The organism is Ochrobactrum sp. A-1 (assembly GCF_022488005.1).
In the GTDB taxonomy this organism is placed as follows: Bacteria; Pseudomonadota; Alphaproteobacteria; order Rhizobiales; family Rhizobiaceae; genus Brucella.
Window position 1 is genome coordinate 469,931 of record NZ_JAKVQC010000003.1, and the last position, 26,710, is coordinate 496,640.

Sequence of the window (26,710 nt, forward strand, 5' to 3'; positions counted from 1 at the left end):
AGAATGAGACGCTTGCGACGATCTGGATGAGATTCTTAGGTCGCGGTGGGGATCAAATTATCATGCTGATTGCCGGTGACAAGTTCTTCTTCGTTTTCTGATTGCCGCTGCGCGACAGACAGCGTTGAGGTCCTGATTGTCGCAAACGAGGCCGGTCGGCCCCGCTGGCGTTTTTCCTCAAGCGCGGTTCTGCGGCGATAACTTTCGACATTCATCTCGAAGATCGTGGCATGGTGCACAAGCCGGTCGACTGCTGCGAGTGTCATGGCAGGATCTGGAAAGACCCGGTTCCACTCTCCGAACGGCTGGTTGGCAGTGATCAAGATCGACCGGTGCTCGTATCGTGCCGAGATCAGCTCGAATAGCACGCTTGTTTCCGCCTGGTCCTTGGTGACGTAGGCGAGGTCATCGAGGATGAGCAAGTCGTACTTATTGAGTTTATCGATGGCAGACTCAAGCTGCAGTTCCCTGCGGGCGACCTGAAGCTTCTGCACAAGATCGGTAGTCCGGGTGAACAGGACCCGCCATCCGTTCTCGATCAGCGCAAGGCCGATAGCCGCAGCAAGATGGCTCTTTCCTCCGCCGGGCGGACCGAACATGAGGATGTTGGCTCCCTTGGCGAGCCAACTGTCGCCGGCGGTAATTGCCATGACCTGCGCCTTCGAGATCATGGGTACCGCGTCAAAGGCGAAGCTATCCAAGGTCTTTCCGGGCGGCAGGTGCGCTTCGGCGAGATGCCGTTCAATCCTGCGATTGGCACGCTCTGCCAGCTCGTGCTCGGCAATAGCCGACAGGAAGCGAGCTGCTGGCCATCCTTCCCGGTCCGCCTGCTCGGCAAATTGCGGCCACAGCGTTTTGATGGTCGGTAGCCGAAGTTCGTTGAGCATGATGGCGAGCCGTGCTTCGTCGATCACGTGGGCGTTCTTCATGCGGCTTCTCCTGTCCCGATCAGGGCCTCATAACCGTTGAGCGATGCGAGCTGCACATGAACGGTAGGCAGCTTGGCTGGATCCGGGCCGAAGAGCGTTCGCATGGCGGCCAGATCCGGTAAATCGCCCGCATCCAGGGTCCTGGCCAATTCTTTGGCAAGTTCGCGCTCGCAACCACGGTCATGCGCCAATGCCAGAAGCTCAACGGTGATCTTGCAAGCCTGCTTGTCGGGAAGATGCTCGATGAGGGCTTCGAAGGCCTTGCGATATTCCGGACGCGGGAAGAGTTTGTCGCGATAAACGAGGCCGCGGAGCGCCATCGGCTTCTTGCGCAGGGAATGGATGACGTGGTGGTAGTTGACGACCTGATCGTGTCGCCCGTCGGGGTGGCCGCGTCCGCGGCGCAACGTCATCAGATGCGTACCGCCGACGAAGACATCCAGCCGATCGTCGAACAGGCGAACTCGTAGCCTGTGGCCGATCAGGCGGGATGGCACGGTGTAGAAGACCTTGCGCAAGGTGAAGCCGCCCGTCCGGGACACCGTGACGACAATCTCTTCGAAGTCCGTGGTCCTGCGCTCGGGCAGCGCCTGCAGATGGGATCGCTCAGCATCGATACGCTTGCCATGGGCAGCATTGCGACGGCTGACGATCTCGTCGACAAAGGCGCGGTAAGAACCGAGATCGTCGAACTCCTTGGTCCCCCGCATCAGCAGGGCATCATGAACGGCGTTCTTGAGATGGCCATGGGAGCTTTCTATCGAGCCGTTCTCATGCGCGACGCCTTTGTTGTTGCGCGTCGGCGTCATTCTATAATGGGAGCAAAGCTGGTCGTATCGGTGCGTGAGATCGACCTTGGCATCGGCGTCGAGGTTGCGGAATGCCGCCGAAAGGCTGTCGCTTCGATGATAAAGCGGCGTACCACCCACGGACCATAGAGCATTTTGAAGCCCTTCGGCCAGCGCGACAAAGCTTTCTCCGCCGAGAATGACATGGGCATGTTCGAAGCCCGACCAGACAAGCCGGAAGTGATAGAACAGGTGATCAAGCGGCTGGCCGGCGATGGTCACACCAAGACCGCTGGCATCGGTAAAGTCCGAAAGGCCCAACCGGCCTGGCTCGTGCGTCTGGCGGAAGATAACCTCCTGCGCTTCGCCATGGACAGCACGCCACGACCGAATGCGTCGTTCAAGCGTGCGGCGGATACCTTCAGACAGTTCTGGATGTCGGCGCAGCATCTCGTTGTAGACAGCGACGGCACGGATGCCGGGTGCGGCCTTCAAGAGCGGGACGACTTCAGTCTCGAATATTGGCTCCAAGGGATCAGGGCGGCGGCGTCCACGCGGCGCTTTGCTCTGAGATGGTAGTTGCACCTCCTTGTCGAGGCGGTATGCCGTAGCTCGGCTGATCGACGCTTTTGCTGCGGCGACCTCTACGGAATGCGTTTGTCGGTACTTCATGAAGAGTCTCATCTGATGATCGGTTACATGGCAACCCGGCACAAACTGGTTCTCCAATCCAGAAAACCGCAAATGTACCGGACCGACCGCGATCTTGAGACGCCAAATTCTGCGCCGCGCCGGGGTATGACTACGATCGGGCTACGCCCTCACTCCGTCACACCCCGGCGCGAGTCTCATCCTGATTGACGCTGAATCTCACCTAGATTGCCGCTATGCACGCAGGCCGAAAAGTGGATGGATTGGGCGTCCTCATCCTTCTACACCAATTTCAGCAACGTGATGAAACACTTGATCCGGTTGCCAGAAGCCGAACGCGATCCAGTCCTTCTGGAACAAAGTCTCCAGGGCCTTGCGCAATCGATGCAGATTGCCAATGAGGGCTTGAAGGAAGCGTCGTGGTTTTCGGGCGAGAACTTCGGTATCGGTGATATTCCCACCGGATGCTACGCCTATGCCTGGTTTGCGTTTCCGATTGAGCGCCCTTCTCTTCCGCACCTTGAAGACTGGTATGGCCGTCTCAAGCAACGCCCGGCCTATCAGGCGGCCGTTATGACGCCTCTCACCTGATTTTAGAATTATCCAGAGGAATGAACGAATGACGACACCCGCTAAAGTCGCCTTTCTGGGCTTAGGTGTCATGGGTTATCCCATGGCAGCTCACCTCAAGAACAAGGGCGGTCACGATGTCACGGTTTATAACCGCACAACGGCAAAGGCCGAAAAATGGGCCAAGGAATTCGGTGGCAGCTTTGCCGCAACGCCTGCCGAAGCCGTGCGCGATGCAGACTTTGTTTTTGCCTGCGTTGGCAATGACGACGATCTCCGTTCCGTGACTATCGGCCCGGATGGCGCCTTCTCCACCATGAAGAAGGACGCAATTTTCATCGACAACACGACCGCATCTGCGGAAGTTGCTCGCGAACTGGATGCCGAAGCGCAAAAACTCGGTTTCCATTTCATCGACGCTCCCGTCTCCGGCGGGCAGGCTGGCGCTGAGAACGGTGTGCTGACCGTCATGGTCGGTGCGCCGGAGGCAGTTTTTGAGCGTGCCCGGCCAGTTATCGATGCTTATGCGCGCATGGTTGGCCTCATGGGGCCAGTCGGCTCAGGCCAGCTTTCCAAGATGGTCAACCAGATTTGCATTGCCGGTCTCGTTCAGGGTCTGGCCGAAGGTATCCACTTCGGCAAGAAGGCCGGTCTCGATATTGAAAAACTGATCTCGGTGATTTCGAAAGGCGCGGCTGGCTCGTGGCAGATGGAAAACCGGTCCGGCACCATGAATCAGGGCAAATATGATTTCGGCTTTGCCGTTGACTGGATGCGTAAGGACCTTGGTATCTGTCTTGAGGAAGCCGACCGGAATGGCGCGCTTTTGCCGGTTACGGCACTCGTGGACCAGTTCTACAAGGAAGTGCAGAAAATCGGCGGCAATCGCTGGGACACGTCTTCATTGCTTGCGCGGCTGGAACAGTCCTGAGACAGGCAGTTTCCAACAAAAAAGCCCGGCAGCGATTCCGGGCTTTTTTATTAGTATCCTGAGCTTAGAACTTCACTTTGGCAGTCAGTGAAAGCGCACCGACGAAATCGTTGCCGAATTCGCCCTTGGAACCGGTCGGGCTCGATTTACCAGCGACGACGGTGTCGTCGAGCTCACCCGAAGAAAGCCAGCCAGCAGCGCCAGCCAGACGTACCTCAAATTGATCGTTGGGCTTATAATTCGTGCCCAGACCAAAGAGCCAGATATCGGTCTGAGAAGTCAGGCCCGTGCTGGTGCCGCGATCCCAGGTAACAGTTGCAGCAGTCGACCATTGGTCATTGAACTTGTGCCCAACACCACCGCTAACTGTCCAACCATCTTGATAGTACAGGTTCAAGCTGGTGATTTTCGTCCCCTGCGGAGCGACTTTACTATCCGCGGAGACGAAGTCCACCGATTCAATGCTGGACCAATCAGTCCACTTTACCGAACCAAATGCGAGCCAGTCAGGAGCAATGCCGGTTTGAAACTTGAATTCCACCGATTGAGGTGTAGCGACGTCGCTTTCGACATTAATTGGTATTCCGCGACCCGTGAGCGGGTTGAGTGCGAGATTATCAATCGTGCCTTCGAGATCGTATTTGACCTTTGACTGATAGACGAGTGTGGCACGCATTGCATATTCAGGAATTTCATAGGCCGCACCAAGGCGCCAACCTACAGCCTCGTCTTCAACATCCAGCGACGCAATGCGAAACGAGCCGCCGAAAGCGGAGCCCGGAGGAACCATCTTGGTCTGCTCACCTTTGAGCTCCTGATAGCTCACACCGCCGAGGATGCGGAAGTAGCTCTTTTCACCGGCGGCAAAACGATACGAGCAATTCACACCGTAATCATTCGAAGAAATCTTCTGCTCGATAGCGGTGAACATACGAACGGTGCTAGTGCCAACGTCGGTTTCGATACCCCAAGGCTGACGATATTGCGCCGCGCAGGCAAGATCGTCGGTCAGGTCGAACTTTGCAGAAGCTTTAGGAACCCAGTAGCTTTTGGCCTCATCGACTTCTGTTTCATACGGCTGTCGGGTAACTGGATTAATCCCACCTGTGCCTCTGGGCGGAGGAGCATCTCCAATCGCTGAACCGTGGATGTTCTTCAGCTTGCGCTGTGGCGCTACGAAGGTACCGCCAGCTTCCACTGCATTGCCCTTTTCGAAAAGAATATCGAAGTCCTGCGAGCTACGCTCGAAGCCACCTGCATTGGCAGCAACCGCGCTTCCAAGGAGAGCTGCAACCATTCCTGCTATTTTCACGCGCTGTACACTCATTAATGTCCTCCCACACAGCAACGATATTAACGTTGACGAAAACGTAAATCAGGAAGGATTCAGGCCGCAAGTCGCATTAATTTGGATTAGCCCCATCGAATTTTCGATGCATCTGTCGAAATTGGCTAAAACATCAGTTACTTCATCGTTTCATAAGCTAAAATGGGTTGAGCACACGGCAAAATATGCGTAAATCGGCCAATTTTCGGCCGCTTTTTCGCCTTGTTGCGAAAGCGCAACATTGCTCAAAAACAATCGACACAGCAGTTCGATCAACTGTTCCGACGGTTGAAACGCTCCGAAATTCACCTATCGCGTAGAAAAACACCCGGCAGCGAAATGCACTGCCGGGTGTCTGATTCGAACGAGAATCGTTTTCTTACGTTAGGTCAATTCAGCCTGCATCACGGATGCGTGACTCTGCTGTCGCCACTCGCTGCGCGGCTTCCTTCAGCTCAACCAGCCGCTCGCGCTCTGCTTCAACGACTTCTTCGCGCGCATTCGCAACAAATTTCTCGTTGGAGAGCTTCTTCTCGATACGGTCCATTTCGGCGGCAATCTTGCCAGCTTCCTTGGCGAGGCGTGCAGCTTCAGCCTTGAGGTCGATCAGATTGCCGAGCGGAATGCAGATCGTCGCCTCGCCGAGCAGCATCTGTGCCGAACCCTTGGGCGCCTGTGCTTCAAACGAAACACTCTCGACGCGTGCAAGACGCTTGATCGCTGCGTCGTGACGAGCAAAACGATCAACGCTTGCCGCATTGGCATCCAGAACAACGACCGGGGCAATAGCGCCTGCTGGAACGTTCATTTCTGCACGAACCGAACGAATTCCGGTGACGAGATCAACCAGCCAATTGATATCCGCCGCTGCTTCCTCGTCCTCGAATGATAGTTCCGGCCAGGCTGCAAGCGCCAGCACCGTATCGCGCTTCAGCCCCTCGCCCGCGGTCAAGGTCCAGAGCTCTTCCGTCATGAAAGGCATGAAGGGATGCAGGAGCTTGTAGATCTGATCGAGGCAATAGGCTGCCGTAGCTTGAGCTTCAGCCTTCGCAGCTTCATCGTCGCCCATGAAAATCGGCTTCAAAAGTTCCAGATACCAGTCGCAGAACTGGTTCCAGACAAAGCGATAGGCAGCGCCTGCAGCTTCGTTGAAGCGATAGGCGTCGATGCCTTCCGTAACAGTGTGCGTTGCCTTGGTCAGCTCCGTCAGAATCCAGCGATTGACGGCAAGCTTGGCATTTTCCGGCTTGAAACCGGCGTCGAGCTTCACGCCGTTCATCTGGGCAAAGCGCGTCGCGTTCCAGAGCTTGGTGCCAAAATTGCGATAGCCCGCAATACGCGCCGGATCGAGCTTAACGTCACGGCCCTGAGCAGCCATGATTGCAAGGGTGAACCGTAGCGCGTCGGCACCATATTCATCCATCAGCTCCAGCGGATCGATGACATTGCCTTTCGACTTCGACATTTTCGCGCCGTGCTTGTCGCGAACCAGAGCATGCAGGTAGACCGTGTGGAACGGGATCTCCTTCATGAAATGGAGGCCCATCATCATCATGCGGGCAACCCAGAAGAACAGAATGTCGAACCCCGTAACCAGAACGCTGGTTGGATAATAGGTTGCGAGTTCCGGCGTCTTGTCCGGCCAGCCGAGCGTCGAAAACGGCCATAGTGCCGATGAGAACCATGTGTCCAGAACGTCGGTATCACGCTCCAGTACAACATCTTCGCCATAGTGAGCGCGTGCGGAAGCCTTTGCTTCCTCTTCGCTCTTCTCGACGAAGCATTTGCCGTCTGGGCCGTACCAGGCCGGAATCTGGTGTCCCCACCAGAGCTGACGCGAGACGCACCACGGCTGAATGTTTTCCATCCAGTCGAAATATGTCTTTTCCCAATTCTTCGGGACGATCTGCGTGGTGCCGTCGCGAACAGCCGCCATCGCAGGCTTGGCAAGTTCGGCAGCGTTTACGTACCACTGGTCGGTCAGATAAGGTTCGATCGGAACGCCGCCGCGATCACCATGCGGAACGGCATGCGTATGATCCTCGATCTTTTCCAAGTAGCCTCGTTCGTCCATCAATTCGACGATGCGCTTGCGAACAGCAAAGCGATCCTGACCGTCCAGCTCGGCGATAAGCGCCTTGAGCTCCGGCGTCAGCTGGAGACCTTCGAGGAAATCATTATTGTCCTTGAGGATAACTGCCGCCGCAGGCGTCAGAATATTGATGGCGCGCAGATCATTGCGCTTGCCGACCTCGAAATCGTTGAAGTCATGCGCAGGCGTGATCTTGACGGCGCCGGAACCGGCTTCCGGATCAGCATAATCGTCGGCAACAATTGGAATATGACGACCGACAAGCGGCAGCACGACGTCATTTCCAACCAGAGCGTGGTAGCGTTCATCCTTGGGATTGACCGCAACACCCGTATCGCCCAGCATGGTTTCCGGACGGGTCGTCGCAACGACGATATAGGTATGCGGGTTTTCCGGATCGAACGGCACATTCTCAAGCGGATAACGGAAATGCCAGAGATGGCCTTTCGTTTCACGCGACTCGACCTCGATGTCGGAAATCGCCGTCAGCAACTTCGGGTCCCAGTTGACCAAGCGCTTGTCGCGATAGATGAGATTCTGCTTGTAGAGCGAAACGAAAACTTCCAGAACCGCGCGCGACAGCCCTTCGTCCATGGTAAAGCGCTCGCGCGACCAGTCGCACGAGGCACCAAGACGGCGGAGCTGGTTGGAAATCATGCCGCCGGATTCGGCCTTCCACTGCCAGATCCGTTCGATGAACTTCTCGCGGCCCATGGCATGACGGTTTGGTTCCTGCCGTTCAGCCAGCTGGCGCTCGACAACCATCTGCGTTGCAATGCCCGCATGGTCCATGCCCGGCTGCCACAGCACGTTCTTGCCGCGCATGCGCTCGAAGCGAACCATGATGTCCTGAATCGTGTTGTTAAGCGCGTGGCCCATATGCAGCGATCCGGTAACGTTCGGCGGCGGAATGACCACAGCGAACGGATCAGCTCCCGGCTTCGCGCCCGCACCTGCCTTGAATGCACCCGCTTCTTCCCAGCGTTCAGCAATTTTCGGCTCTATCGCCGCGGCGTCATAGGTCTTCTCAAGCATGGAATTATCCGGTCTTTATGCGCGATGAATGGATTGAAGGCTCAATAGCAACTAACAGCTGACAAATCACTTTAAAAGTGATTGTGCCCCCTGCGGCCACTTTAAAAGTGAAAACCCGCCTGTTGCACAGACGGGTAACATTTCAACAGATCGGTTTATGCCGCTTATCGTTCGCCGCGAACCACGCGCTCGATTTCTTCCCGAACTAATCGCTCAACAAGCGTCGGCAGATTATTGTCGAGCCAGTCCTGCAACATCGGGCGCAAAAGTTCCGCTGCGATATCGTCAAACGAACGGCGCGGTTCGGCCCGAACTGCATGATTCAAGTCCTGAAATGCCGCTGCGACCTGACGTTCGGCGATCTGGGACAACATATGGGCAGCAGGCTGCATGTTTGCAACGGGCTCCGCAATCGGCGCTGCAGCCTCGGACTGAACCGAAGCCTCCGACTCGGCGGCAGCAGGTTCCAGTTCCATGTCTGCATCAAGTTCAGGTTCAAGCAGTTCGTCAACTGCTTCAGCAATCCCGGCTTCGACCGAAAGGTCGACTTCATCCAGCGATACATCCGCCTCATCTGACTGCTCCAGGAGTGAAGTAGCCTTGGCATGGGAATGATCGTCGTTCCCGGCATCCAGGATGACTTCGTCCTCGTCATCGGCTTCGATTTCCGGTTCAGGCGCTACCTGTGACGGCTCGCTGATGGGGCCGCGCAATATCGGCTCTTCCTGGAACACATTGCGCATCATTGCTGGCTTTTCAGGCTGGGCAACGGGCTGCTCGGTGACTGGGCGACGGAATTCCGCAACCTCTCCACGAACTGGAGATGCCGCCGCGACCGGTGCTGGCTGGCGGGTGACATCGCTATCTTCAATGATCCTGCGAATGGAAGCGAGAATCTCTTCCATCGACGGTTCACGTGCTGCGCTGGATGTCTGTGCCATGGCTACTATCCGCTTTCCTGTATTGCGACATTGTCTGCAAAAGACAGAGAATCAATGGATTAAGGGTAGCGGACGATCCCCCGTTTGAGAATCCCCGGCCAAGGTGCAACGGTTCAAACTCACAGCTTTATGGATTTGTTAAGAATTGGCAGTGCCAACAAGTGTCGAATCGACGGCAAAATAAAAGGCACCCGAAGGTGCCTTTTCAAGTCTCATACAACGGCGAACAATCAACGACCGTCCGGCGTGCGCAGGCCGAACCACTTGTCCTTGACGGCCTTGTAATGCTCTTCCGGCTTGTACTCGGCAACCTGCAAGCCCATCTGGCTGGCGGTCATGCGACCGGTGGCATTCAGAAGAGCGTAGCTGGCAACAACGACGTTACGTTCGGATTCGACCAGAGCGATCTGCGCCGTGATGAGATCGTTCTGTGCATTCAAGACGTCGAGTGTCGTGCGCTGTCCAACCTTGCGCTCTTCGATGACGCCATCGAGAGCAAGCTGTGCAGCGGAAATACCGTCGCGATTTGCCTTGACCGACGCGCGGGCAGCTTCGAGCTGCGACCAAGCCGATCCGATTGCCTGACGAACCTGATCGCGGACGACGTCGACTTCGATGCGGGCCTGACCGAGTTGTTCCTTGGACTGACGAACCTGAGCCGACGTGCGACCGCCAGTATAGATCGGAATGCTGACGCCAACGCCGATCGAAGCCGAGTTGCCGTCTGTCTGCGAACCGCCTTCACCGGAATAAGTATCGAGGCGGCTAGCGCTTGCTGTGAGACCGACGGACGGAAGCAATGCGCCTTCCTTGGCCTTCACGTTATATCCAGCGGCATTGACGGCGTACTGCGTGGCGAGAATGCCTGGATGCCCGGCCGTCGCAATAGAGAAGGCCTGATTAGGTGAGCTCGGCAGGTTCTTTGCTGCCGCTGCAGTTGCAAGCTTGTCCGGCTGAACGCCGATCACCTGCACATAGGTTGCTTCTGCCGATTTGACGTCAGCGCGAGCAGAATTCAGCGCAGCAACTGCGGTGGAACGGCTGGCATCTGCTTGTGCAACATCCGTACGGGTACCCTCACCCACATCGAGGCGAGCGCGAGCAGCACGAACCTGTTCATTCAGGGCTGCGAGGTTACGCTCACGCAGAACCGCGATCTGGCGAGACTGGTAGACATCCATATAAGCGGTTACCGCCTCGTAGAGTCGGTTCTGCTCTTCGTTGCGGAGGTTTTCACGCTGGGCGAAGACCTGCGTTTCTGCGGCGGCAACATTGTTCTTGGTTTGAAACCCATCGAACAACATCTGGTTCAGCTCGATGCCGAACGTGCCCGTCGTACGATACCCCCGACTTGAAGGTGTCTTGCCATGCCCTACGTTGTAAGAACCGGTAATCTGCGGACGATAACCCGACTTGGCGATGGCCACGCCTTCATCCGTAACGCGGACGCCAGCGCGGGAGTAGTTCAGGTTAGCATTGTTCTTGTAGGCCTTCACGAGAGCGCCGGTTAACGTCTCCGAGAACGCCGCCTGCCCCGTTAAAATGGTGCCAGACAACAATGCTGCGGCCGCTACCAGTCCTTTGCACGTTTTGAACACCGGGTACCTCATATTAAGAACAAACGAATCCAACTATCGAACCGATCGGTTCGGGCAAATCCTAATAACCTCTAAATTCGGTTATTTCTATTGCCCCCGCCAGAGCTTGCACAAACAAATTCCGCAGCGTTGCAGAATTGTATCATCCGCTAAAATTAAAATTCGAACTGCGCAACGCGCTCGAATCCCGGCAGCGGACGAACCGCAGTGTTGAACACACCGCGTCCCGATGCAACACCATTTTCTTTAACATAAATCCGCGCAACGCCAGCATTCCCGCGGCCCTCGACGGCGACCAAGCGTCCGCCATCCTTCAACTGGCCGAGAAGCGCGTCCGGAACGAAATCGACGGCGCCCTCAATGACGATCACATCATAGGGTGCTTCGGACGGATAGCCTGCCTGCAGTTCACCTGAAACGATCACAACATTGTCATAGCCCAATTCAGCGAGACGGGCCGTCGCAGCAGCCGACAATACGGAATCACTTTCCAGACCGATCACCGAACCAGAGAGCCTGGAAAGGATGGCTGCCGAATATCCGGTACCGCAGCCGACATCGAGAACCACGTCGGTATTCTTGATGCGCGCAAGCTGCACGAGCTTGGCGAAAGGCGAAGGTTCCATGATGTAGCGCTGCTGCTTGCCTTCGCTTTCAAGAAGCTGGTCTTCGTCGATATAGGCCAGAACCTGACGGGCGGCGGGAACGAAAGCCTCGCGCGGGACGGTCAGGAAAGCATCGATAACCGCCAGATCGGTTACGTCCGTCGTGCGGATCTGGTTGTCGACCATCTTTGTGCGAAGATCCTGGAAATCGGCTGCCATAGCCCTAAACCCTTCCTTGTCGCGGAATGCGATGTTTCATGCCATTGGAGCCCGCGCGTCTTTCTTGACGTACAAGGAGCACCATAAACGAGATTTGCCGTTGATGTGGCAAAAATCGCGGGTCCAGTCAATGAAACACAGCATTTGCGGCATTTATGCTCACTGATACCCGCTTCTTGTTACCAGCATCTGGATATGGAAATGCCGGAAAGCTTCCGCTTCCCGGCATCTCGGTGTCTGTTTTGACACAAGGCCTGCCCGAAACCGTTTTACGCTTTTCGGGATGGGCTCTATCGTTCGCAGCACTTTGAAACAAGCGCCCTTGAAATCACATTATTGAGCGTTCGATGCCGGATAACCGGCTGCAGCCAGTGCGGAAAGAACGGCGTCCTGCGAAACATTGCCGCCGAATTCGACCTCTTTCCTGTCGAGATCGATTTCGATTGGTGCCGTTGCATCAAGCTTGCGCAGCGCGACGGTGATGTTATCGGCACAACCGCCGCACTTCATCTTGGGAATGGAAAACTTCATCAACTCAGTCACTCCTTGTAGGACTGACCATAAGATGGGGCTTCCCATCGTGGTAAGGTCAAGAGCCAACCCGCCAATTCTTTTTATGGCGCTTCGCAAGTCTCCGGAACGCTCTTTTCCAGCTCCAGCGGCGACTTGGTCAACGATCCCGTCATAATCTGCATCGGCTTGAAAGGCGGTTCTTCCTGCATGCCGGGATTTGTGAGATGAATCGTGTAGCAGCCTGTAAAGACTTCCTTTTTGCCATCCGTCGTTTCAGATTCGATGGCCAGCGGCTGGCTCCAGTAGATCTGGCCAGCGCCGGGGTCCGGATCAGTCTTGCGCAGCGCGACCTTTACACTCTTGGTGTTCTCATAGCCCTTTACAAAGGTGTTGAAGTCGGGCTCCCGCCCCTCCTCGGAATAATAGCCATAGGCTCGGGTATATTCCTTGCGATTGATTGCATTGTAATAGGATTCGATCAGCGCCTGCGGTGTGGAGCGATCATCACGATAGTCCGGGACCGTCACACCTCCGGCTGCATCCTGCGTCTGCTCGGAAGGTTTCGTTTCCTCAACCGGCTTGGCAGCTTTATCGTGCTTCTCTTCAACGTTTCTGGGTGTTTCTTCGGGCGCGGCCTTCGGCGGATTTTGCGCCAGAGCAATTCCGGCCGAAAAGCCTGCCAGCCCCGTGCCCAGAATGCCGATCACAGCAGCCAGCATCAGAGGTTTCATCCGGTCATTCGACATTCGCTTCTCCTCTTCCTAGCAAACTTATTGTGGAACGCTTCAGTGGCGCTCCCGATTTGGTGTATTGCAGTAATGATGTTACAACACTAACTATAGTGAAAACGTGGCAGACGCAGAGGAAACTCAGCCTGTTGCGACATGATTGGACGATTCTTCGTCCATATTCCAGCACGATACCGGAAGAGAGAAAATGGGCCGTTTCGCAGTCATGACGCTAACTGACAAGGCAGCTGATCGCGTTCGCGAGATCATCGCATCACGGGACGGCGCTCTTGGTATCCGGGTGGGTGTAAAAAAAGGCGGTTGCGCAGGGATGGAATATACTATCGATCTCGTCACCGAAGCTAAAGCAGGCGACGATGTGATCGAAAAAGATGACGCGAAAGTCTTTATCGCGCCTGAAGCCGTTCTGTTCCTGCTCGGCACCCAGATGGATTTCGAAGTGACGACCTTACGCACGGGTTTTGTCTTCAACAATCCAAACCAGACGTCCGCATGCGGTTGCGGCGAATCCGTCGAGATCAAAGCCGCTTCGCCGGAAAGCCTTCGCCAGATGCAAGGTGCAGCCTGATCCAGGACAAGGTGTTCGCCGATGGATGACGAAGCTCTTCGCGATTTGTTGCAGGACTTCGGACCCATCAGCATCCGCCGCATGTTTGGCGGCAAGGGCATTTATCACCAGGGCCAGATCTTTGCACTCGTCGTCCGCGACGAGTTGCTCTTGAAAGCTGACGAAGTAACAATCCCGGATTTCATCGAAGCAGGCGCCACCCAATGGACCTATGAAGGTCGTAAGGGTGGCGATCCAATTGCCATGCCTTACTGGAGTGTGCCAAGCGAAGCTTTCGACGATCCGGAAGTAATGACGCACTGGGCGCGCCTTGCCTATGATGCAGCCCTGCGGAGCGAGAAAACAAAGCCAAAAAAGAAATCGGCTGCGAAGCGCTAGCCTGCAGCCGATTGATCCGTTTCCCTACTGCTTCCGTCAGATTCCCGTTGGAATCAACATGAAAGCAGGAATATCGTTGCCGAAACCTACAGGCGTCGGGCCGTCATCGTCACGATCACGGCGACGCTTCTGCTCATGCTGCGGCTTGCCGCGGCGCTCATCATTGGAAGCGCGGATCGCATCGCGGCGCTCGCTGGATTCGATGACTGGCTGCGGCTGTTCGGCAGGATCGAGAACTTCGACAGGCTTTGCCTTCGGCTTGTCTTTTGGCTTGTCCTTGCCCTTGGCATCCTTGCCTTTGCCGCGAGCATTCTTGCCCTTGCGCTGATCGTCTGCCTCGTCAACGGCAGGCAGCGTCGACAGATCACCGTCGAGCCATTCGATCTTTTCCCCGATCATATTCTCGATAGCTGCGAGATACTTCGTATCGGAGGGCGTCACGATCGTGAATGCCTTGCCGGAACGTCCAGCGCGACCGGTACGGCCAATGCGGTGAACATAATCTTCCGAATGAATCGGAATGTCGAAATTGAAAACGTGGCTCACATCGGGAATGTCGAGACCGCGTGCAGCAACATCGGACGCTACCAGCAACTGCAGCTTGCCTTCCTTGAAGTTTGCCAGCATGGTCATGCGCGCGCGCTGATCCATATCGCCATGCAAAGCACCGGCATTGAACTCGTGTCGCGTCAGCGAGCGGAACAGTTCGGATACGTCTTTCTTACGATTACAAAAAATAATCGCGTTCTTGAGCGTGTCGCCTTCCGCACGGATGAGATCGCGCAGAACCGCGCGCTTGTCCCAATCCTTCTTGCTGGATTTCACCAGACGCTGGGTCACGGTTTTGGCCGTGGAGGAAGCTTTTGCGACTTCGATGCGCGTTGGCGAATGCAGGAACTGTTCGGTCAGTTTCGTGATTTCCGGCGGCATGGTGGCCGAGAAGAAAAGCGTCTGACGCGTAAACGGAATGAGCTTGCAGATGCGCTCAATGTCGGGGATGAATCCCATGTCGAGCATACGGTCTGCCTCGTCGATGACGAGAATTTCAACACCAGTCAGGAGCAGCTTGCCGCGTTCGAAATGATCGAGCAGGCGACCGGGCGTTGCGATGAGAACATCGGCACCACGTTCCAGCTTGCGTTCCTGTTCATCGAACGACACGCCGCCAATCAAAAGGGCCACGTTCAACCGATGGTTCACACCGTACTTGACGAAATTTTCCTCGACCTGCGCTGCGAGTTCGCGGGTTGGCTCCAGAATGAGGGTACGCGGCATGCGCGCCCGCGCCCGGCCCTTTTCCAGAAGCGTGAGCATCGGAAGCACGAAAGACGCAGTCTTTCCGGTTCCCGTCTGCGCGATACCGAGAACGTCCTTGCGTTCAAGGGCTGGAGGAATGGCTCCTGCCTGAATAGGTGTGGGCGCAGAATATCCCGCCGCTTCTACAGCAGCGAGCACTTTCGGGGAAAGACCGAGTTCGGCAAATGTCGTCAATGGAGGCGCAGCTCTCTGGTTTGGAAATGATTTCCACCCATCCTGTCATTGCAGCCGCGTCATCGGGCGCAGGAACCAAGGCAGAATAAGGCGTCTGCAACGCATTATGCGTTTTCTTGCAGCATCGCGTACGTCCACAGCGTGCAAAAGTCAACTAAAATACCATCGAAAGATATCAAATTGCTTCGATTGTGCTGCAACAATCGAAATCAATGCGGAACTTGAACAAATTTATTCAAATTATCAAAAGCTAAAGAGCATTTGCGTAGCTGAACCGGTGCGCCACTTATCTGCCAAAACTAATGCCTGAACTGTTCTGTCAGGATGCGCTCGTCCCAGGAATGATTTCGGTCAAAAAGGATGGCGACCTGACTGTTCGGCGCCTCCCGCACGGTTACAGACTTCACCGACTTGACCTCGTTATTGTCAGCGACCGCATTGACCGGGCGTTTTTCGGTTTCCAGCAAATCCATGCGAACGGTCACGTGCTTTGGCAGAAGCGCACCGCCCCAGCGGCGCGGACGGAAGGGGCTTACCGGGGTCAACGCCAGAAGCGGCGCTTCAAGCGGCAGAATGGGGCCTTGCGCCGAAAGATTATAGGCAGTGGAACCCGCAGGCGTCGCGACCATAACGCCGTCGCAAACGAGTTCGTTCAACCGCACCTTGCCGTCAATCGTTATCCGGATCTTGGCGGCCTGATAGGACTGGCGGAAAAGGGAAACTTCGTTGATGGCCAAAGCCTCGAAAGATTGTCCTGATTCAGTTTCTGCGACCATGACAAGCGGGCGAATAGTTTCCATTTGGGCGGCAAGAATGCGCTTCGGCAGATCATCGACGCTGAACTCGTTCATAAGGAAGCCGACAGAGCCGCGATTCATGCCATAGATCGGAGTACCGCTGTTCATGAAGTCGCGAAGCGCCTGCAGCATGGTTCCATCGCCGCCAAGCGCGACGATGATATCGGCATCTTCGGCAGCCACATGGCCATATCGAGCGACAAGCTCTTTCTGGGCGACAAGTGATTCTTCGGTTCCCGATGACAGAAAATGAAGCGCGAGCGATTTATCTTCCATATTTACAGTCCCGAATCTGGCCCAACTCTGACAAGTTTGCCACTGTTTCCCCAACCAGCTATTGGCTATCACATGAAAAACCCGGTTGCCATGACCTGCATGCGATGAATTTTCGTTTTACACGCGCCGCATTTGTGCTAATCGGGCGCAAGTGCCCTTATAGCTCAGTTGGTAGAGCACCTGATTTGTAATCAGGGGGTCGGGAGTTCGAGTCTCTCTGGGGGCACCAAATATTCTCACTTTTTGAGACTATTTAGCGATTTAAAACAATCGCTTATTGCTTGAATGCGCTTCAACAATCCCCTCACCTAAAGACCCAAAACGCGGCATTGATTCTGTTTAACAATCCCGTTTCTGTTCCCTCACCTTTTCAGACCGATCCAACGCATCTCACCGTGATCGAATCAATATGGTTTCGAATCTCTGTTGACTCCCATTTCAGATGAGAACATTTTAGGAACATCGGAATGCGGCCCGATAACCTAACAGGCATGCTTGGTGGCGTGTGTGTCTGCTTCGCTGGAGCAGAACAATGAATGCAGTTGCGCAGGGAAATGAATATGACGACGAAATTGAATTGGTTCTCGCCTACCACAAGGGCGATGTGCGGGCTGCGATAGAATCACTGCTTAAGGACCGGGATTTTCTCGTCAAAGAGATCGAGTACGCCAGTCTGGCTATGTCGATGGGCTTTGCGCGAGGCTGGAAACCAACGGTGTTCGTGAAATGAGCGGAAGATCGCGTGGTGAACCGCCGAAGACGCTCATTAATAAGGAATACCCGTTTCAGGTCGTGCTGTTCCTGACTGATGAACTGCGCATAAGGCTTTTGGAAGTGATTGCGGACGAACACCGGCTCGGCGCTTATCCCTTGCATGGCTGCGTAAATCATAAAGGCCGTTACTTCTCGATTGTGAAATTCCCAACCAAGGAAGGCCAGCAAGAGTTCATCCAGCTATATGGCGGCGTACCCTACGACCCGACAGACAAGAAATCCAAGCCGTGGGAGACGTACTTTGACCGATGAAACAGCGTCCACCCTACCTGACCGAAATGCCGGTATCGACCCGGATCATGGACCTGTTCAAATGGTATGAGCTCTACGGGTTCTGTTGCCAATGCGGGCACATCGGCGCAGTCGATAGAGAGATGCTTCTACGCAAATACGGAACGCATACTTGGTTTGTCGACCTACACAGGCGCATGCGCTGCAAGGTCTGCACGACAAAAGGCTATGCGCAATTTGGAATTACGAAAATGCCGAGGTGATAAATGGCGGGATACAAGAACGACAACGCACACGTAGCTAAGGCTGGAAAGCTGTTCGAACACTGGTGCGATGCCGAAGGCTGCAAGGAATGGGGAACCTTTGGCTATAAATTGTCGAACGGCCAGCTTTGGCTTTGTCGTGCTCACAAGCAGGAAGGTGAGGATGCATTAGCTGGACGGCATAGATAATGACGGCCCTTCCAACCGTCGGCGCCATCCGCCATCGCGAATGGTACTTATCCCGTTTCCAGTAAGGTGTGAAACAATTGGCGCAATTCGTTCCGATGCTCAAATCCAATGCCAGGCCGATCAGACATATTGATCCGGCCATCCGCCACAACGGTATCGTCCGCAAGTCCACAAAGCGGCTGAAAGCTGGTAAGGTTCACCTCTGCGCCTCCGAGGCCTAGCGCAGCCACTACGTGCTGACAAAATTGATGCCCCCCATGCGGCCAAAATGCCTTTCTCGACCATCCTTGCTTGACGTAATGGTCGACAATTTCGAGATAGACAGGCAGGCCGTAACAGTGAACTGGATCAAACACTAAAACGTCGTGATCGGGCCTTAAACCACCGTGACGCGCCAACAGTTTGGCCTCTGGGAGAGAGAATAATGCTTCGCCAGCAGCAACCGGCGGCGCATAAATTTCGGCAACATAAGATTGGGTTTCGAAGTCCAATGGATCGCAGATATCTTCGAACCACCACAATTCTTTTTTCGAGAGCGCGGTAGCGGCCTGCATTGCACTTTCGTGGCTATAGGCATTCATTGCGTCCACAGCCAAGTTGGAATTGCCATATGGCAGTTCTCTTGCAGCTACCTCAATCCGCCGCAAGTCTTCCGATATTTCACCTTTACCGATCTTGATTTTCGCATGCGTGAAGCCTCGGTCAACAATCTTGCGCATTTCGGTACGCAATGAAAAATTGTCTTCGATCGGATAAGGATATCCGCCGGCAGCATAACATTTAATTTGAGTTTCAGTATCTGAATCATTGCCTAATGTTTTGGCGAGAAGCCTAAACAGCGGAACGTCTTCGATTTTTGCCGCGGCATCCCATATTGCCATGTCTAGTGCTCCGACCGCAACGCAGCGCTCACCATGGCCGCCTGCCTTTTCGTCAGTCATCATAAGCTTCCAAGCGCGAAACGGATCGATATTATCGTTTGCGGTATTGGAGAGTTGATCAGTATTGGCTGCAAGCAAGCGAGGAGCAAACCGTTCTCTGATCAATCCTGATTGAGCGAACCGACCGACAGAACCGAAACCATATCCGACGATAGGGATGCCGTTACGTAATACGTCAGTCACGACAGCGACAATACTCGTCGTTAGCCGAGACTGATGAATGGTCCGATCCGCGAAACGGCTGAGGTCTATTGACCTTTCTCTGATATCAACAATTCGCATAGCAAGATCCTAAATTGATCAGCCACAACATGAGATGCGTTCCGGCCTAACCACCGCAGCTTCGCATCATAGTCAGATTGAAAGCAACCAACTGGACGGCGGGAATGAAAGCCACAGCCGGAATGACTTTCGCGTTCATTTCTGCGGCCCACTGCTGACGAAACTGCCCCTTCTATCAAGTGCCTTATCTCGACAAACAGATGCGACGCGCTATCTGCGACCCAAAACAGTGAGAGGATCGCTATGTCCAATCCGGAAGAAACTGAACCAACGGCGGATGGACTAAAAGAAGTTCTCCCATCGAAATCAGCAGCAATACACGAGTTGATCCGGCGAGATGGGGAAAAGGAGATAAATCGCGAAGCAATGGCGCTGCTTTGGTCGGCCATCGCGGGCGGTATCTCAATGAGCACGTCGATGATCGCCCGAGGCATTCTGGAGACTTATCTTCCAGACGGCAATCTATTCTTTCTGGTTAGCTCAGCAGGATATACCGTCGGGTTCATCATCGTTATCATCGCTAATCAGCAACTGTTTACTGAAAATACTATCACGCCGGTTCTGCCGTTCATGGCGGAGCCAACACTATCTCACTTTCTAAAGATGATAAGGCTCTGGGCAATCGTGCTCTTTGGCAATTTAGTTGGAGGTGCCATTGCAGCTTACGTTATGGCCTCCATGCCTATTTTTTCAGCTGAAGTAACGAAAACATTTGTCGATATGGGAAAACATCTCATGGCCAACACCAGCAATGAGTTGTTTAGCAAGGGCATAATGTCAGGTTGGCTTATAGCGACATTGGTCTGGATGCTGCATAGTACCAAGCAAGGGCACATAGCGCTTATATTCCTCATCACCTACCTAATTGCGATCGGTGATTTAACGCACATCGTCGTTGGCTCAATAGAGGTGATGTTCCTTCTTATTATTGGGGAGGTTTCACCATTTGACAGCTTCTTTAAATTCGGCCTTCCAACGTTGTTCGGAAATGTTGTTGGAGGGACCTTCATCTTCGGACTAATTTCACACGCTCAGGTGCGTGCGGACGAATGATAAGCTGGTGAGGTAGAGCGCATGTGCAATTTGTATAATATCACCACGACACATGAGGCCATGCGCCGTCTATTTCCGAAGTTCGGTGATGTGACAAACCGGGTTGATCCTCAACTTGACGTGTACCCCGACTATCCAGCCCCGGTATTGCGAAATATCAAAGGCGACGAACCAGAACTGGCAATGCTCCGATGGGGCATGCCGACGCCTCCTGGTAAACTGAAATCAGAAGTCGATATTGGCGTAACGAACGTACGAAATTTGAAATCTTCACACTGGCGGCCGTGGTTTGGTGTCGAACACCGGTGCGTCGTGCCAGCCTCGTCGTTTTCCGAATACGGTGTAATCCGTGATCCCAAAACTGGTAGACTACCCATTCACTGGTTCGCTCTTAATGAAGAGAAGCCGCTGTTCGCATTCGCTGGCATCTGGACGAAATGGAGGGGTGTACGAAAGAAAAAGGAAGGTCCGGTTGAGGCCGATATCTTTGCGTTCCTCACCACCGAGGCAAACGCAGTGGTGAAGCCAATTCATCCGAAGGCAATGCCGGTCATTCTCCGCACCACGGAAGAAATCGATACCTGGCTACGCGCTCCATGGACTGAAGCCAAGGACATGCAGAAGCCTCTGCCGGATGCTGATCTGATCGACCTCACACCGAGCAATGACAATAAAGAAGAGCAGGCACGTTTGTTTTAGACGCCACTACAACCTCGTAAATAATGCCCTACCTTCAGATGATAATGAGGGAGGTTGTCATGCCCAATCGGTCCAGAAAAATTTCCGGCCCCGCATGCGAGGGAAAGTATCCTGACCGTAACATTGATTGCCAGAATGCGATCGCTTTGCGCGTCGTTGACCTCATTGAAGATGCTGAAAAATCAGGATGGTCAGCTGTTGAGGCGGCCAGAGCTATCAATGACGTGTCTCGCGGATTATTCGTGGGATATAGCGGCAAAGATCGAAATGAATAGGCGACCGGTCCAATATGGTCTCCGCATATTCTGAGAAACTTTCTGCGCTTTTATGCATTAACCATTATCAAACGAATTAACGATGCAACGGCTTTTACTTTGGTTCAGCACTGGAGGGAGGCTAGCTATGCCGTTCTTTAATGAAGCGAGCCGTATATATACGCTTGAAGAAGTCAATTTCATGAGGCGCATCTATTCAGATGCAGCGACCAAACTGGAAGAACGTGAACTGGACTATGCAGCAATGTGAGCGTCCGGTGAGTGGATTTTGCTGATGGAGGCTTTTGGGCGATGTTCTGGCATTAGAACCAGCATTAGTGCTGGCATTAATATCAGAACTTAGAGGTTGGCATGGCTCGCATGGAGATTATATCGGGCATTGAGCGAAGGCGGCGATGGTCTAAAGCAGCCAAGCTGGAGATATTGGCCGAAGCAGCTCAGCCAGGAGTGCGTATTGGGGATGTCGCCCGTCGCCATGATATCTATCCGGCCCAGATCCGCTTGTGGCGTAAATTGCTCAACCCGCTCGATACATCAGCATCGTTTCTCCCGGTGCAACTCCTCGATGAGGAAAACCCCGGACAGCCGTTTTCAGCTGTGGCAAGACCAGTTTTTATCGAGATCGTGCTACGCAACGGTCGTGGTCTGAAAGTTCCATCCGATATTGAACGAAAGATACTGGCATCGTTGATCGCCTGTGTGGAAGCATCATGATCGGGCCTTCAGGAAATGTGCGGGTCTATCTGGCTTGCGGGGTGACCGATATGCGGCGCGGAATTGATGGACTGTCTGCATTAGTCGAAGGAGTTATCAAGGAGGCACCGGGCTCTGGTGCGCTCTTCGGCTTTCGCGGAAGACGTGCCGACCGGATCAAGCTTTTATGGTGGGATGGTCAGGGCTTTTGCTTGTTCTACAAGGTCCTTGAGCGCGGATACTTCCCCTGGCCGACGGCGAAAGAAGGTGTTGCGCATCTGACGTATGCGCAGCTTTCGATGCTGGTAGAAGGGATTGACTGGCGTCGACCGGCGTGGACTTCCGCTCCTGACAGAATGGGGTAAAAGCTTCTGTTTTTACTAGGGAATCCCGCAAAGTTTCTAGTGCTTTCGACGCAAATCAGCTATGTTTGCGGGCATGGAAACAACGCCGTCGGACATTCAGGATGAGCTATTGGCATTGCGTGCGCTCGTCGCTGAACAAGCGGCGAAACTGAGTGCACAAGAAGCCGAAGTCACCAGGCGGGACACCATTATCGACCTTTTGCGTGCACAGCTGGAGCTGCTCCGGCATCGCCAGCATGGCGCTTCGTCAGAAAAGATAGACCGCAAGATCGAGCAATTCGAACTGATGCTGGAGGAGATCGAGGCTTCACGCGCTGAGGCTGAAGCCCATTCTGGAACAACGCCTTTACCGGAGCTGGATGACGCGTCCGAAAAGCCGAAGCGCAAACCATTGCCGGATGGTCTTCCAACTGAAGAGCGAATTTATCCAGCGCCCTGCAATTGTCCGGCCTGTGGCGGAACATCCTTCCTGAAGGCACCTGACAAGGTCGTACAGGTAATGGAGCACGTACCGGCATCCGTGAAGATTGTCCGGCATGTTGAAAAGCGGATGGTCTGTAAAGACTGCGATACAACAGTATCTGGCGAGATACCTTCCTTGCCGATTGAGCGCGGCAAGCCCGGACCGGGATTGCTCGCGCATATCATGGTCGCCAAGTTCGACGATCATATCCCCCTCTATCGTCTGTCCGAGATGTACGCCCGGCTGGGAATAGACATCTCGCGCTCCGTCATGGCGGATTGGGTTGGCCGCGTGTCAGTTCTGCTTACGCCGCTGATCTCGCTGATCAGAGCGCATATTGCAGCAGTCGACCGAATACATACGGATGATACCCCGGTCGATGTTCTCGACCCCGGGAGGGGAAAGACCAAAACAGGCAGGGTGTGGGTCTACGTGTTCGATGGCAGTGGCTATCAGGATGCCAATCCCGGAGCTGTCGCCTACTATTATAGTCCAGATCGCAAAGGCATACATCCGGCCGATCATCTCGCAAACTTCAGCGGGATAATGCATGCCGATGGCTATGGCGGTTATAAGAAGCTCTATGGCAATCAGATTATTGAGGCGGCCTGCATGGCGCATGTGCGCCGTAAGTTCCATGATGTGATCAAGCTGAAGCCATCACCGGTTGCCGAAGAGGCTTTGGCACGTATCGGTGCGCTCTATGATATTGAGGATCGTATCCGAGGCATGTTGCCCGCCGAGCGTCGTGCGCTGCGCCAGCAACACGCCAAACCTATCCTGGCCGATCTGAAGGTGTGGATCGAGGGCGTGCAGCAGACATTGCCGCAAAAGCAGAAACTGGCGGAAGCAATGCGTTATGCCCTGTCGCGGTGGGCGGCGCTGAGCGTTTACATTGATGACGGGCGTGTCGAGATCGACAACAATATAGCCGAGCGAGCCATGAGACCGCTCGGAATCGGAAGAAAAAACTGGTTATTCGCTGGCTCGGACAAGGGTGGTGAGCGTATCGCTAACATCCTGACCATTATCGAAACGGTCAAATTGCACGGTCATAATCCCGAAGCGTATCTCACAGATGTCCTGACCCGGATCCAGAGCCATCCAAAAGATCGACTTGAGGAACTGCTTCCGTGGCAATGGACGCCGGCGAAATACCTGCAGGAGGCTGCATGATGGCACGCTCAAGGTTCATCTATACGCTGAATGAAATCTCCGTCATGATCGGCGAGAACCTCGAATTAATCGAAGAGGTAACAGCCAATTCCGACAATATTGCCGAGGGCGAACTCGTTTATGTCCGCGACGGCAGCGAAGATGGTACAAAAGGCCTGACCGAAAATGGGATTGATGACCTTCAGAACCTCCTCGCAGATATAAGGACATGGGATGGTGGGATCCGCCAGCTCCTCCTCGATCAACTATGCGATCCCGAAATGATCGAGCGTGTCATGGCAGATGAGGCTAAGCGAAGCCCATAGATTGCATCTCTCGACCCAGCGAAAATCCTTTCGCCGGACGCTCACGCAGCAATTGATCTGTCTAGCACAATAATCATGCTCTACGAGAGCGGCCTTCGTGACCTTGGCTACATTACTGAACTAGCTGTTCGATTGGCCCACCAAAAGTTTCAGTTCCGTCATCCATACGACAATTTCCCGGCTGCTAATTCCAACATGGAGGCAGCGAACGAAGATTAGATTGCGATGGGAACAAATCTGCTTCGACGCAGTTTCACGTAATACATCGATACCACCTCGCGTCAGGACAATTCTCTCACCACTAGAAGCGTCGCTGATGCAGCCCTGCCTAGCTCGTCCCTCGGCGGGGCATCTTTTCTCTGGGAGGGAAGATGGCTTGGGGAAAACCAGTAGATGTCGAACTCTATGGAATAGGAAAATACCGCGTTGTACCGGATACATCGACGGCCGCACGCTGTCTGCTGAACGATTGGCCTAAAGATGCCCACGGTAAGGAATACGAGGAAGCCCTGCAGGCCTGCCTCGCAGATTTGAAAGGTCTGCCAAACACAGCACGAAGGTCATTTGTCAAAGCCGCCAAGGCCGCTGGAATGACAATCCGATCCAACCAATGGAATTGAGATCGTTCAGGTATTTCCGAGACTCCCTGAACGGTAGCGCATGGCAAGGACATGCACCTCATTTGCCAAGCGCGGCCCCGACGCCTGCCGAAAGCGTCGGGGCTTTACTGTTTATGAGAAAGCGCGGAGACTTTGGTTCCTCCATCGCTTTCAGATCAACTGGCTTAGTATAACGCAAGTGCTGACACTACAGACTGCAGCGAATGCCAGAAACTTCGGCAATGACATGCGTTCGATCCATCGAACTGTCCACAAACGCGGCTCATCGACTGTCTTTTTGCTGTACATTCTCCCCTCCCTTTTTTTCGCGGGGACTTTTTATCGTACAGTCAAAAAATTGTCACCTATATCTTAGGTTTATATCAATGTCTCAGCAGACCAGTTCTTGGGCCTTTACAAGCGCGAAGTCCTGAATAAAATAATTTTGTCCAGGTATATGACCTTCCTTAGCCCCGCGCCATTGAGCGGCGGGGTTCTTTTTGGTCAAACCTTTTTATCCTGTGCCAGCGCGGCCAGCACTTGATCGAGACGCTTGTTCGTCTCCTTCAGACCCTCGCGAGTTTCGTCTCGCATTTCTTTCATGCCTTCCCGCAGTTGCTTTACATGGTCATCAAGATCGACGCGGCGAACGTACTCGTCTCTGACCCGGTTCACTCGATCATGCAACTGGTCGTCGCCGTCTTTCTGTGACTTTGATAGAGAGCGAAAGGCTGCGATCAGTGCGCCGCTGAAGAAGACAATCAGCGTGACGGCTGTGCCCATGAGCCATTTCAAGTCTTCAGACATTACCAGCAGCCCCGCGATTTCCCAAAAGCATTGTGAGAAGCGATCCCCTGCCCAGCTAGGATATCGTTCTGCGCGATATAAACTGCCGTTGACGGCTCAAGGCTTATCTGCTTCCACCCGGCGCAGTTGCTCGCATTCGTCGCGCAACCCGCCAAGCTCAAGGCAGAGAGCAACAGCATCCATACCGATAATCTTTTCATCGATGTTCGCCCTTTTCTGAATTGCCTTGGCCGTCGCTTCTGCCGCCGCCACTGCTGCCCGTTGACGCTCTTTGATGGTTCCTGCAGCGTATCCGCCCGCCAGAAGTAGAAACGCCGCCACGAGGGCAGCGAGCGAGTATTTCAGCCAGTTTGGGATGAGCGCTAAGATCATGCTTCATTCCTCACCCGCTGGATGAAAAAGTAGAGACCAACACCGACAAGAGCGACCATTGCGACCGCAAGCGCCCACTGCATCGGGCCGGAGCCGGAAGCCATCGCGGATACACCGCTAATCAAGCCACCCAGAGGCCCCCAGCTTTCCGGCTTCTTCAACACCTCTTTCAGCGAAGTATCTGACTGCACGGCCTTTCCAGTCGGAATCTGCGGCACCGGAGACGGCACGGGCGCACCGTCACGCGAGAACGCCAGCGCACGCGACCGAACCCGTGATACACGAGATAACCAGCCCTTACCGAACTTTTTGAACGTGGTTAGTGTCTTCAACCACGCCGCCCGCTCATCGCAAAGAGCATTGATGACTTTATCGGCAGCCATCTTCCTAACCGCCGCCAATGTCTTAGTGCCCATCACGCCGTCGTCAGCTGTGCCTACGACACGTTGCAGGAATTTCACGGCACGTGCTGGCCCGGAGTTGATAGCGAAGTCCATCACGGCATAGTCAACGCCTACCGGTAGATCGTCACCGAATATCTTGTTCCAATAGTTCTCGTGATAGATTTCCGTTGCTTTTGCCTTGGTCAGGGCCTTCACTTCGGCTTTTGAAACACGGTGCCCTTCCCACGCTGACAGCGTCGCAATAGTGATACCCAGATTGGTTGCACCGCCCGGATCATCAACGTCATCCACATACCCGCCCTCTTCTGAGAAGACATGCGGCATCGCTTTGGCAAAGGTTCCCTTGGCCATGATAACTCCT

30 protein-coding genes and 1 tRNA gene are annotated in these 26,710 nt (G+C 54.3%); 16 read left to right on the plus strand and 15 right to left on the minus strand.

Going from position 1 to position 26,710, the window contains the following annotated elements; translation table 11 throughout:
- Positions 1-35 precede the first annotated feature (35 nt).
- Positions 36-929: an IS21-like element ISRel5 family helper ATPase IstB gene (istB, locus tag MKS82_RS03990; RefSeq protein ID WP_071634643.1), complete on the minus strand. Its 894-nt coding sequence runs from the start codon at positions 927-929 to the stop codon at positions 36-38.
- Positions 926-2,431 carry an IS21 family transposase gene (gene istA / locus MKS82_RS03995; RefSeq protein WP_105529096.1) on the minus strand — a complete coding sequence of 502 codons (1,506 nt, stop codon included), beginning with the start codon at positions 2,429-2,431 and terminating at the stop codon, positions 926-928. Before istA ends, istB begins: the two co-directional genes overlap by 4 nt.
- A gap of 240 nt (positions 2,432-2,671) precedes the next feature.
- Between istA and MKS82_RS04000 the strand changes: the two genes are divergently transcribed.
- Both MKS82_RS04000 and MKS82_RS04005 read left to right on the plus strand, forming a co-directional pair.
- A complete protein-coding gene (locus MKS82_RS04000) occupies positions 2,672-2,959 on the plus strand; it encodes a glutathione S-transferase (RefSeq protein WP_240578369.1) in 288 nt (95 codons plus the stop codon).
- Positions 2,960-2,987: 28 nt separating this feature from the next.
- Complete coding sequence (locus MKS82_RS04005; protein WP_109988204.1) at positions 2,988-3,869, plus strand: NAD(P)-dependent oxidoreductase; 882 nt, start codon at positions 2,988-2,990, stop codon at positions 3,867-3,869.
- Positions 3,870-3,933: 64 nt separating this feature from the next.
- Here the strand turns inward: MKS82_RS04005 and MKS82_RS04010 are convergent, their stop codons facing one another.
- The 7 genes from MKS82_RS04010 to MKS82_RS04040 all read right to left on the minus strand — a co-directional run bounded on the left by MKS82_RS04010 (position 3,934) and on the right by MKS82_RS04040 (position 12,945).
- Positions 3,934-5,196: an OmpP1/FadL family transporter gene (locus MKS82_RS04010; RefSeq protein ID WP_306461008.1), complete on the minus strand. Its 1,263-nt coding sequence runs from the start codon at positions 5,194-5,196 to the stop codon at positions 3,934-3,936.
- Positions 5,197-5,590: 394 nt separating this feature from the next.
- Positions 5,591-8,323 (minus strand): valine--tRNA ligase, encoded by a 2,733-nt coding sequence (locus MKS82_RS04015; protein WP_109988205.1) that lies wholly within the window; start codon positions 8,321-8,323, stop codon positions 5,591-5,593.
- 164 nt (positions 8,324-8,487) lie between these two features.
- A complete protein-coding gene (locus MKS82_RS04020) occupies positions 8,488-9,264 on the minus strand; it encodes a PopZ family protein (protein ID WP_109988206.1) in 777 nt (258 codons plus the stop codon).
- A gap of 230 nt (positions 9,265-9,494) precedes the next feature.
- Complete coding sequence (locus MKS82_RS04025) at positions 9,495-10,874, minus strand: TolC family outer membrane protein (RefSeq protein WP_061346376.1); 1,380 nt, start codon at positions 10,872-10,874, stop codon at positions 9,495-9,497.
- Positions 10,875-11,017: 143 nt separating this feature from the next.
- Positions 11,018-11,686, minus strand: a complete 669-nt coding sequence (locus tag MKS82_RS04030; RefSeq protein WP_109988207.1) for a protein-L-isoaspartate O-methyltransferase family protein — start codon at positions 11,684-11,686, stop codon at positions 11,018-11,020.
- Between the two features lie 333 nt (positions 11,687-12,019).
- Complete coding sequence (locus MKS82_RS04035) at positions 12,020-12,220, minus strand: heavy-metal-associated domain-containing protein (RefSeq protein ID WP_109988208.1); 201 nt, start codon at positions 12,218-12,220, stop codon at positions 12,020-12,022.
- A gap of 80 nt (positions 12,221-12,300) precedes the next feature.
- Positions 12,301-12,945, minus strand: coding sequence for a hypothetical protein (locus tag MKS82_RS04040; protein ID WP_109988209.1), 645 nt, complete (start codon positions 12,943-12,945; stop codon positions 12,301-12,303).
- A gap of 190 nt (positions 12,946-13,135) precedes the next feature.
- Between MKS82_RS04040 and sufA the strand changes: the two genes are divergently transcribed.
- Together sufA and MKS82_RS04050 are read left to right on the plus strand one after the other, a co-directional pair.
- Entirely contained in the window at positions 13,136-13,516 is a 381-nt protein-coding gene (gene sufA, locus MKS82_RS04045; protein WP_109988210.1) for a Fe-S cluster assembly scaffold SufA, read from the plus strand.
- A gap of 21 nt (positions 13,517-13,537) precedes the next feature.
- Complete coding sequence (locus tag MKS82_RS04050) at positions 13,538-13,894, plus strand: TfoX/Sxy family protein (protein ID WP_109988211.1); 357 nt, start codon at positions 13,538-13,540, stop codon at positions 13,892-13,894.
- 36 nt (positions 13,895-13,930) lie between these two features.
- Here MKS82_RS04050 and MKS82_RS04055 read toward each other — a convergent pair whose 3' ends face one another.
- On the minus strand, positions 13,931-15,385 hold the full coding sequence (locus MKS82_RS04055) for a DEAD/DEAH box helicase (protein WP_176037299.1): 1,455 nt from the start codon (positions 15,383-15,385) through the stop codon (positions 13,931-13,933).
- 299 nt (positions 15,386-15,684) lie between these two features.
- On the minus strand, positions 15,685-16,458 hold the full coding sequence (locus MKS82_RS04060; protein WP_109988213.1) for an NAD kinase: 774 nt from the start codon (positions 16,456-16,458) through the stop codon (positions 15,685-15,687).
- Between the two features lie 153 nt (positions 16,459-16,611).
- On the opposite strand from MKS82_RS04060, the gene MKS82_RS04065 reads away from it, so the two are divergent.
- The 3 genes from MKS82_RS04065 to MKS82_RS04075 all read left to right on the plus strand — a co-directional run bounded on the left by MKS82_RS04065 (position 16,612) and on the right by MKS82_RS04075 (position 17,484).
- Positions 16,612-16,687, plus strand: a tRNA-Thr gene (locus MKS82_RS04065).
- A gap of 303 nt (positions 16,688-16,990) precedes the next feature.
- Positions 16,991-17,188, plus strand: coding sequence for a CUE domain-containing protein (locus MKS82_RS04070; protein ID WP_109988214.1), 198 nt, complete (start codon positions 16,991-16,993; stop codon positions 17,186-17,188).
- On the plus strand, positions 17,185-17,484 hold the full coding sequence (locus tag MKS82_RS04075; protein WP_109988215.1) for a hypothetical protein: 300 nt from the start codon (positions 17,185-17,187) through the stop codon (positions 17,482-17,484). The genes MKS82_RS04070 and MKS82_RS04075 overlap by 4 nt, the downstream gene beginning before the upstream one ends.
- 478 nt (positions 17,485-17,962) lie before the next feature.
- On the opposite strand, the gene MKS82_RS04080 is transcribed toward MKS82_RS04075, so the two are convergent.
- Positions 17,963-19,138 carry an enolase C-terminal domain-like protein gene (locus MKS82_RS04080; RefSeq protein WP_109988217.1) on the minus strand — a complete coding sequence of 392 codons (1,176 nt, stop codon included), beginning with the start codon at positions 19,136-19,138 and terminating at the stop codon, positions 17,963-17,965.
- A gap of 243 nt (positions 19,139-19,381) precedes the next feature.
- Here MKS82_RS04080 and MKS82_RS04085 point away from each other — a divergent pair, with 243 nt between their 5' ends.
- The 9 genes from MKS82_RS04085 to MKS82_RS04120 all read left to right on the plus strand — a co-directional run bounded on the left by MKS82_RS04085 (position 19,382) and on the right by MKS82_RS04120 (position 24,787).
- On the plus strand, positions 19,382-20,191 hold the full coding sequence (locus MKS82_RS04085; protein WP_109988218.1) for a formate/nitrite transporter family protein: 810 nt from the start codon (positions 19,382-19,384) through the stop codon (positions 20,189-20,191).
- 21 nt (positions 20,192-20,212) lie between these two features.
- Positions 20,213-20,890 carry an SOS response-associated peptidase gene (locus MKS82_RS04090; RefSeq protein ID WP_109988219.1) on the plus strand — a complete coding sequence of 226 codons (678 nt, stop codon included), beginning with the start codon at positions 20,213-20,215 and terminating at the stop codon, positions 20,888-20,890.
- A gap of 59 nt (positions 20,891-20,949) precedes the next feature.
- The gene (locus MKS82_RS04095) at positions 20,950-21,165 is read left to right on the plus strand and encodes a hypothetical protein (protein ID WP_235969192.1); all 216 of its coding nucleotides are present in this window, start codon (positions 20,950-20,952) and stop codon (positions 21,163-21,165) included.
- A gap of 127 nt (positions 21,166-21,292) precedes the next feature.
- Positions 21,293-21,415 (plus strand): hypothetical protein, encoded by a 123-nt coding sequence (locus MKS82_RS29500; RefSeq protein ID WP_276313243.1) that lies wholly within the window; start codon positions 21,293-21,295, stop codon positions 21,413-21,415.
- 101 nt (positions 21,416-21,516) lie between these two features.
- A complete protein-coding gene (tnpA, locus tag MKS82_RS04100) occupies positions 21,517-21,879 on the plus strand; it encodes an IS66-like element accessory protein TnpA (protein ID WP_151679051.1) in 363 nt (120 codons plus the stop codon).
- Positions 21,876-22,223, plus strand: coding sequence for an IS66 family insertion sequence element accessory protein TnpB (gene tnpB, locus MKS82_RS04105; protein WP_240578370.1), 348 nt, complete (start codon positions 21,876-21,878; stop codon positions 22,221-22,223). Before tnpA ends, tnpB begins: the two co-directional genes overlap by 4 nt.
- 73 nt (positions 22,224-22,296) lie before the next feature.
- Positions 22,297-23,862, plus strand: coding sequence for an IS66 family transposase (gene tnpC, locus MKS82_RS04110; RefSeq protein WP_240578371.1), 1,566 nt, complete (start codon positions 22,297-22,299; stop codon positions 23,860-23,862).
- Positions 23,862-24,167 (plus strand): hypothetical protein, encoded by a 306-nt coding sequence (locus MKS82_RS04115; protein ID WP_151679054.1) that lies wholly within the window; start codon positions 23,862-23,864, stop codon positions 24,165-24,167. Before tnpC ends, MKS82_RS04115 begins: the two co-directional genes overlap by 1 nt.
- Positions 24,168-24,538: 371 nt before the next feature.
- Complete coding sequence (locus MKS82_RS04120; RefSeq protein WP_109989917.1) at positions 24,539-24,787, plus strand: DUF982 domain-containing protein; 249 nt, start codon at positions 24,539-24,541, stop codon at positions 24,785-24,787.
- Between the two features lie 483 nt (positions 24,788-25,270).
- Here MKS82_RS04120 and MKS82_RS04125 read toward each other — a convergent pair whose 3' ends face one another.
- From MKS82_RS04125 to MKS82_RS04135, 3 genes are all read right to left on the minus strand, one after another.
- A complete protein-coding gene (locus MKS82_RS04125) occupies positions 25,271-25,549 on the minus strand; it encodes a hypothetical protein (protein WP_240578372.1) in 279 nt (92 codons plus the stop codon).
- Positions 25,550-25,669: 120 nt separating this feature from the next.
- The gene (locus tag MKS82_RS04130) at positions 25,670-25,945 is read right to left on the minus strand and encodes a hypothetical protein (RefSeq protein ID WP_109989916.1); all 276 of its coding nucleotides are present in this window, start codon (positions 25,943-25,945) and stop codon (positions 25,670-25,672) included.
- On the minus strand, positions 25,942-26,700 hold the full coding sequence (locus MKS82_RS04135) for a glycoside hydrolase family 108 protein (protein WP_109989915.1): 759 nt from the start codon (positions 26,698-26,700) through the stop codon (positions 25,942-25,944). Before MKS82_RS04135 ends, MKS82_RS04130 begins: the two co-directional genes overlap by 4 nt.
- Between the last annotated feature and the right edge of the window lie 10 nt (positions 26,701-26,710).